At 39.6% G+C, this 6,292-nt stretch carries 6 protein-coding genes, 9 tRNA genes and 1 rRNA gene; 15 read left to right on the top strand and 1 reads right to left on the bottom strand.

Annotation, left to right across the window (positions count from 1 at the left end):
- Window positions 1-181: 181 nt before the first annotated feature.
- The 11 genes from rrf (at window position 182) to rocF (ending at window position 2,134) form a co-directional block, all read left to right on the top strand.
- Window positions 182-297: ribosomal RNA gene (rrf, locus tag ACH0CI_RS25070) — 5S ribosomal RNA — on the top strand.
- A gap of 9 nt (window positions 298-306) precedes the next feature.
- Window positions 307-381: transfer RNA gene (locus ACH0CI_RS25065), tRNA-Asn, on the top strand.
- A 3-nt stretch (window positions 382-384) separates the two neighbouring features.
- Window positions 385-459 (top strand) — tRNA-Glu (locus ACH0CI_RS25060).
- A gap of 23 nt (window positions 460-482) precedes the next feature.
- A tRNA-Val gene (locus ACH0CI_RS25055) sits at window positions 483-558 on the top strand.
- Between the two features lie 4 nt (window positions 559-562).
- Window positions 563-638: transfer RNA gene (locus tag ACH0CI_RS25050), tRNA-Thr, on the top strand.
- 8 nt (window positions 639-646) lie between these two features.
- A tRNA-Tyr gene (locus ACH0CI_RS25045) sits at window positions 647-730 on the top strand.
- A 7-nt stretch (window positions 731-737) separates the two neighbouring features.
- Window positions 738-812 (top strand) — tRNA-Gln (locus ACH0CI_RS25040).
- 4 nt (window positions 813-816) lie between these two features.
- Window positions 817-889 (top strand) — tRNA-Lys (locus tag ACH0CI_RS25035).
- 9 nt (window positions 890-898) lie between these two features.
- Window positions 899-973 (top strand) — tRNA-Gly (locus tag ACH0CI_RS25030).
- A 22-nt stretch (window positions 974-995) separates the two neighbouring features.
- Window positions 996-1,071: transfer RNA gene (locus tag ACH0CI_RS25025), tRNA-Ala, on the top strand.
- Between the two features lie 163 nt (window positions 1,072-1,234).
- Window positions 1,235-2,134: an arginase gene (rocF, locus tag ACH0CI_RS25020; RefSeq protein ID WP_406902402.1), complete on the top strand. Its 900-nt coding sequence runs from the start codon at window positions 1,235-1,237 to the stop codon at window positions 2,132-2,134.
- An 82-nt stretch (window positions 2,135-2,216) separates the two neighbouring features.
- Here the strand turns inward: rocF and ACH0CI_RS25015 are convergent, their stop codons facing one another.
- Complete coding sequence (locus tag ACH0CI_RS25015; RefSeq protein WP_223260213.1) at window positions 2,217-2,387, bottom strand: aspartyl-phosphate phosphatase Spo0E family protein; 171 nt, start codon at window positions 2,385-2,387, stop codon at window positions 2,217-2,219.
- 155 nt (window positions 2,388-2,542) lie between these two features.
- On the opposite strand from ACH0CI_RS25015, the gene sigW reads away from it, so the two are divergent.
- From sigW to ACH0CI_RS24995, 4 genes are all read left to right on the top strand, one after another.
- Window positions 2,543-3,106 (top strand): RNA polymerase sigma factor SigW, encoded by a 564-nt coding sequence (gene sigW, locus ACH0CI_RS25010; RefSeq protein ID WP_013054969.1) that lies wholly within the window; start codon window positions 2,543-2,545, stop codon window positions 3,104-3,106.
- A gap of 14 nt (window positions 3,107-3,120) precedes the next feature.
- The gene (locus ACH0CI_RS25005) at window positions 3,121-3,726 is read left to right on the top strand and encodes an anti-sigma factor family protein (protein ID WP_013081391.1); all 606 of its coding nucleotides are present in this window, start codon (window positions 3,121-3,123) and stop codon (window positions 3,724-3,726) included.
- 191 nt (window positions 3,727-3,917) lie between these two features.
- A complete protein-coding gene (gene cdaA / locus ACH0CI_RS25000; protein ID WP_013054971.1) occupies window positions 3,918-4,739 on the top strand; it encodes a diadenylate cyclase CdaA in 822 nt (273 codons plus the stop codon).
- Entirely contained in the window at window positions 4,732-6,282 is a 1,551-nt protein-coding gene (locus tag ACH0CI_RS24995) for a CdaR family protein (RefSeq protein ID WP_328180173.1), read from the top strand. The genes cdaA and ACH0CI_RS24995 overlap by 8 nt, the downstream gene beginning before the upstream one ends.
- Window positions 6,283-6,292: the final 10 nt, after the last annotated feature.

Here is a 6,292-nt window from a genome sequence, read left to right as displayed (position 1 = left end):
TTGATAGGTCAGAGGTGGAAGCGTGGCGACATGTGTAGCTGACTGATACTAATCGATCGAGGACTTAACCAAACTTTAAAAGCGTAAGCTTTACTCAGCAACCTGTTACCTAGTTTTGAGAGAACAAAACTTTTTCAAAAAAGTCTTGCTTTCTTTATCAAATCATGTATAATATAATTTGTCTGGTGGCGATAGCGAAGAGGTCACACCCGTTCCCATACCGAACACGGAAGTTAAGCTCTTTAGCGCCGATGGTAGTTGGGACTTTGTCCCTGTGAGAGTAGGACGTTGCCAGGCTATTATTATTCCACAGTAGCTCAGTGGTAGAGCTATCGGCTGTTAACCGATCGGTCGTAGGTTCGAGTCCTACCTGTGGAGCCAACTGGCCCGTTGGTCAAGCGGTTAAGACACCGCCCTTTCACGGCGGTAACACGGGTTCGAATCCCGTACGGGTCACCATTTATTTTTATCTACATAATAGTGGAGGATTAGCTCAGCTGGGAGAGCACCTGCCTTACAAGCAGGGGGTCGGCGGTTCGATCCCGTCATCCTCCACCACCGTGCCGGTGTAGCTCAACTGGTAGAGCAACTGACTTGTAATCAGTAGGTTGGGGGTTCAAGTCCTCTTGCCGGCACCATTTATATCGGAGGGGTAGCGAAGTGGCTAAACGCGGCGGACTGTAAATCCGCTCCTTCGGGTTCGGCAGTTCGAATCTGCCCCCCTCCACCATTTTTATTGGGCTATCGCCAAGCGGTAAGGCAACGGATTTTGATTCCGTCATGCGTTGGTTCGAATCCAGCTAGCCCAGCCATAGAGAGCCATTAGCTCAGTTGGTAGAGCATCTGACTTTTAATCAGAGGGTCGAAGGTTCGAGTCCTTCATGGCTCATTTTAATAAGCGGAAGTAGTTCAGTGGTAGAACACCACCTTGCCAAGGTGGGGGTCGCGAGTTCGAACCTCGTCTTCCGCTCCATTTCTATATAAAAAAACATATTGGGGCCTTAGCTCAGCTGGGAGAGCGCCTGCCTTGCACGCAGGAGGTCAGCGGTTCGATCCCGCTAGGCTCCACCATACATATAAACGTACAACCTTTAAGCAATTTGCTTAAAGGTTTTTTTGTGTAGTTTCTACAAATTAGAATTGTATATATATTCAAAAAAGTGTCGAGTTGAGCCATCGCTCATTTAGCCGTTACAATAAGAGAGTAGCAACATTTGTGATGGGGGGACATATTATGAATAAGCTTTCAATTATTGGAGTACCAATGGATTTAGGTCAAACTCGCCGAGGGGTCGATATGGGGCCAAGTGCGATACGATATGCAGGTGTTATGGAACGCATCGAGAATATTGGATATAGTGTAGAAGATAAAGGGAATATTGAAATTGCCTTAGCTGAACGAGTACATAGTGATGAAAATACAAACTTAAAGAATTTAAAAGCTGTAGCGGATGCTAGCGAAAGACTTGCTCAGACCGTAAGTGATGTTATTACAAATAAAAGGTTTCCTTTAGTGCTAGGGGGAGATCACAGCATCGCTATCGGAACACTAGCAGGAGTAAGTCGTCATTATAAAAATTTAGGCGTAATTTGGTATGATGCACACGGAGATTTAAATACAGCAGATACGTCTCCTTCCGGAAATATTCACGGTATGCCATTGGCGGCAAGTATAGGTATAGGAGACGAAGCATTGACTCGAATTGGTGGCTATGCCCCTAAAGTCAAGCCCGAGAATATTGTGATTATCGGAGCCCGTTCTTTAGATGAAGGAGAAAAAGAGCTAATAAAGGAAAAAGGAATTAAAGTGTATACGATGCATGAGATAGATCGAATGGGTATGACAAAAGTAATGGAAGAAACAATTTTATATTTGCGTGATAAAACAGATGGCGTTCATCTATCACTCGATTTAGATGGACTGGATCCACATGATGCACCTGGAGTAGGAACGCCAGTTATCGGTGGAATAAGCTACAGAGAAAGTCATTTAGCTATGGAGATGTTGGCAGAATCTCAGCTAATCACTTCTGCCGAGTTTGTGGAAGTGAATCCTATTTTAGATGAGCGGAATAAAACAGCTACCGTAGCTGTTGCATTAATGGGCTCACTTTTAGGAGAAAAATTACTATAAAACATTATTGCCTACCAAAAGGTACATGAAACATATGTGAAGATAAAAAAAAGAAGCTCTTAGTTCAGATTCTAGAGCTTCTTTATATAGAGAAAAACTTTTCATATTCATTTAATAGACCATCTAGCTCTGAGCTTACTCTCACCACTGTTAGTGATGATAAAGGATTTTCTGCTGCAAGAGTGACCATGTTATTTCTACATTCTTCAATTTGATTCAAAAGGTTTTCTTTTGTATGAGTCAAGCTTTCCACTCCTCTTCTTTTCATCTATACTAATTACATAACCTACGTACGATCTTTTTAAACGTATTTGACAAATTTTTGTTAAAATAATTAAGCATAAGTGAAACTTTATGATAAAGTACACGTATATGTACTATCCCGCAATGGGCGGAGGTAACCGTTACATGGATTTATTATTAAAAAGAAAAATAAAAAAAGTAAAAAAAGGTGACCAGGATGCGTTTGCTGACATAGTAGAATATCACAAGGATAAACTTTTTCATCTATGTTATCGAATGCTAGGAAACCGGGAAGAAGCGCAAGACGCTGCACAAGAAGCGTTTATTCGAGCCTATGTAAATATTCATAGCTATGACACGAGTAAAAAGTTTTCCACCTGGCTATATCGAATTGCTACAAATCTTTGTATTGATCGAATTCGTAAAAAAAAGCCAGACTATTATTTAGATGCAGAAGTAGCCGGGACCGACGGGTTAAATATGTACTCTCAAATAGCTGCCGATCAGGCCTTACCAGAGGAAGAGCTAGAGCAAGTAGAATTGCAAGAATTCATTCAGTCGGAAATATTAAAGCTACCTGAGAAATATCGAACTGTCATTGTCCTAAAATATATAGATGAGCTGTCGTTAAAAGAAATCAGCGATATTTTAGACCTGCCTCTTGGTACGGTAAAGACTAGAATTCACAGAGGACGTGAAGCTTTAAGAAATCGACTTCGCCACTTGTAAGGAGTGAACTAAGAATGAAATGTCCAAAAATGTATGTAAACCTCATTCATGAGCATTTAGATGGAGATATTACAAAAGAAAATGAACTGTTATTAAAAGAGCATTTGCACCAATGCAAAGGTTGTCAGCAGCATATGCATCAGTTAAAAAGAACGATTGCATTTGTGCAAAGCACTTCTCATATAGAATTACCTATGAACTTTACAGCAGGTGTTATGGCCGGGTTACCACGTGAGAAGAATCGAATTCGAATGAATAGATGGTTCACAAACCATCCGATTCTTAGTGCAGCTGCTGTATTTGTGCTGTTAATGTCCGGCACGGTGTTTTCAGCTTGGGAAACGGATGAAGACTTTTCTGTTTCAAAGCAGCCGAACCTGGTCATTCACGATAAAACAGTCGTTGTACCAAAAGGTGAGACCGTCAAAGGTGATATTACTGTGAGAAATGGCGATATTAAAATTGAAGGAAAAGTAGATGGAAACGTTACTGTTATACATGGTGATAAGTATCTAGCTTCTGCAGGAGAAGTGACAGGCAATATTGAAGAGTTAGACAAGATTTTTGACTGGGTATGGTATAACGTCAAAACTCATGCCAAGCAAGCTGTTGACTTTTAATAGTTAAACATAAAACCGTCCGCTTATCTTGTTAGAGAGGAACAGTGGACGGTTTTATTTATATAAAAAGAAGGCTACATTATATAGGAACAAGGATTTAAAAATAAGATGTAATTTACAGTGTAATTTTGTTTTATGGTATAATAAAACGGTTATGTTATCTTTATTACATATATAGAGGAAGTGAGAAGATGCCTATTGGAGACCTGCCAATCCTCTCATATTTAGGAAAAATTGTTGATGTTCTCCTGGTATGGTTCGTCATATATAAATTAATTATGGTCATAAGAGGTACAAAAGCAGTACAGCTTTTAAAAGGAATCACGGTAATTTTAGTTGTCCGCTTTATAAGTAACTTCCTTGGACTAAATACGTTGCAATGGTTAATGGACCAAGCGTTAACGTATGGATTTTTAGCTATTATTATTATCTTCCAGCCAGAGCTGCGCCGAGCGCTTGAACAGCTTGGGAGAGGACGTCTGTTTTCACGCAGTAATTTGCCTGAAGAAGATGAACGTACCGTTACGATTGAGGCGATTATAAAAGCAACGCATTATATGGCTAAAAGACGCATAGGTGCATTGATCTCAATTGAAAGAGAGACGGGTATGGGTGATTATATTGAAACAGGTATACCGCTCAACTCTAATATTTCTTCTGAATTATTAATCAACTTATTTATACCGAATACACCACTTCATGATGGAGCGGTTATTTTACAGCGGGATCAAGTAGCCGCTGCAGCATGTTACTTACCTTTATCTGAAAGTCCTTTTATTTCAAAAGAATTAGGTACTCGCCATCGTGCTGCTGTAGGAATAAGTGAAGTAACAGATAGTGTGACTGTCATTGTATCTGAAGAAACTGGAGGCATTTCCGTTACCAAAAACGGTGAATTGTATCGTGAATTGACCATTGATACATTAAGAGAAATGCTAGAAAAAGAATTAGTCACAACTTCTAAAGCAACTTCTTCCACTCGTTGGCAATGGAGGTTGAAGAAGAATGGATAAATTGATGAATCGATCGTGGGTTATGAAAATTATCGCGTTGCTGTTAGCCTTCATGTTATATTTATCTGTTAATTTAGATGATGGTGCCAGTTCATCAAATAAAATTCTGAACCGAAGCAGTTCTGCCAACACTGGAGTAGAAACATTAACAGATGTTCCGGTTCAAGTATCCTACAATGAGAAGAACAGAATTGTAAGAGGTGTTCCGGATACGGTCATTATGACACTGGAAGGTCCTAAAAATATTTTGGCTCAAACAAAGCTACAAAAAGATTATCAAGCTTATATTGACCTTGATAATTTAAGCTTAGGGCAGCATAGAGTCAAGGTTCAGTATCGAAATATCTCTGATAATTTAAACGTAGTGGTTAAGCCTGATATTGTAAATGTAACAATTGAAGAACGCGATTCAAAACAGTTTTCAGTAGAGGCAAGCTATGATAAAAATAAGGTCAAAAATGGGTATGAAGCAGGGGAAGCAACCGTTAGCCCAAGAGCCGTCACGGTAACGGGCGCATCAAGTCAATTAGACCAAGTTGCTTATGTAAAAGCTATTATTGATTTAGATAATGCTTCAAAAACAGTGACGAAACAAGCAACTGTTGTCGCATTAGACAAGAATTTAAATAAATTGAATGTAACAGTTCAACCAGAAACGGTCAATGTAACAATCCCGGTGAAAAATATTAGTAAAAAAGTGCCGATCGATGTGATTCAAGAAGGCACGCCAGGCGACGGTGTCAACATTACGAAGCTAGAGCCTAAAACAGATACCGTGAAAATTATCGGTCCATCTGATTCTTTAGAAAAAATCGATAAAATTGATAATATTCCAGTCGATGTTACCGGTATTACGAAATCTAAAGATATTAAGGTGAATGTCCCTGTTCCAGACGGAATAGATAGTGTAAGTCCTAAACAAATTACCGTTCATGTGGAAGTAGACAAACAAGGTGATGAGAAAGACGCAGAAGAAACGGACGCAAGTGCAGCTGAGACTAAGTCATTTAAGAATTTGCCGGTTTCTTTAACTGGTCAATCCTCAAAGTACACGTATGAACTGCTTTCTCCTACTTCAGTAGATGCGGATGTAAAAGGACCAAAATCTGATTTAGATAAGTTAACGAAAAGCGGCATTAGCTTGTCAGCGAATGTAGGGAATTTATCTGCTGGGGAGCACACGGTTCCTATTATAATAAATAGTCCTGACTCTGTTACATCAACACTATCGACTAAACAGGCAAAAGTTCGTGTAACAGCGAAAAAACAATCAGGGACAAATGATGAGCAAACGGATAAAGAAACAAGTGGAAGCACGAGCGATAAAGAAACAAAGCCAGACACGGGAACTGGATCAGGAACAAATCCTGGGACGGGAAATTCAGGTGATTCAACTGATAAACCAAGCGAAGAGACTGATACACCTGAAGACAATACAGATACACCAACAGATAATACAGAAACTGGTGACGATAGTAGTAATCAAAGTGATGAAAATTCTACACCCGTAGATGGACAGACAGATAATACATCAGGAAACTAAATGTTTTGAC

Origin of the sequence: Priestia sp. 179-F W1.4 NHS, assembly GCF_045369295.1 — a bacterium.
Classification (GTDB): domain Bacteria; phylum Bacillota; class Bacilli; order Bacillales; family Bacillaceae_H; genus Priestia; species Priestia zanthoxyli.
The sequence above is the reverse complement of the archived record's forward strand: the minus strand, read 5'-3'. Positions and strand labels throughout refer to the sequence as shown.

Excerpts from the sequence above, each read along its gene's own strand:
- ACH0CI_RS24995 (WP_328180173.1), top strand. The coding sequence starts at position 4,732 with ATGGATAAATTGATGAATCGATCGTGGGTTATGAAAATTATCGCGTTG.
- sigW (WP_013054969.1), top strand. The coding sequence starts at position 2,543 with ATGGATTTATTATTAAAAAGAAAAATAAAAAAAGTAAAAAAAGGTGAC.
- ACH0CI_RS25005 (WP_013081391.1), top strand. The coding sequence starts at position 3,121 with ATGAAATGTCCAAAAATGTATGTAAACCTCATTCATGAGCATTTAGAT.
- cdaA (WP_013054971.1), top strand. The coding sequence starts at position 3,918 with ATGCCTATTGGAGACCTGCCAATCCTCTCATATTTAGGAAAAATTGTT.
- rocF (WP_406902402.1), top strand. The coding sequence starts at position 1,235 with ATGAATAAGCTTTCAATTATTGGAGTACCAATGGATTTAGGTCAAACT.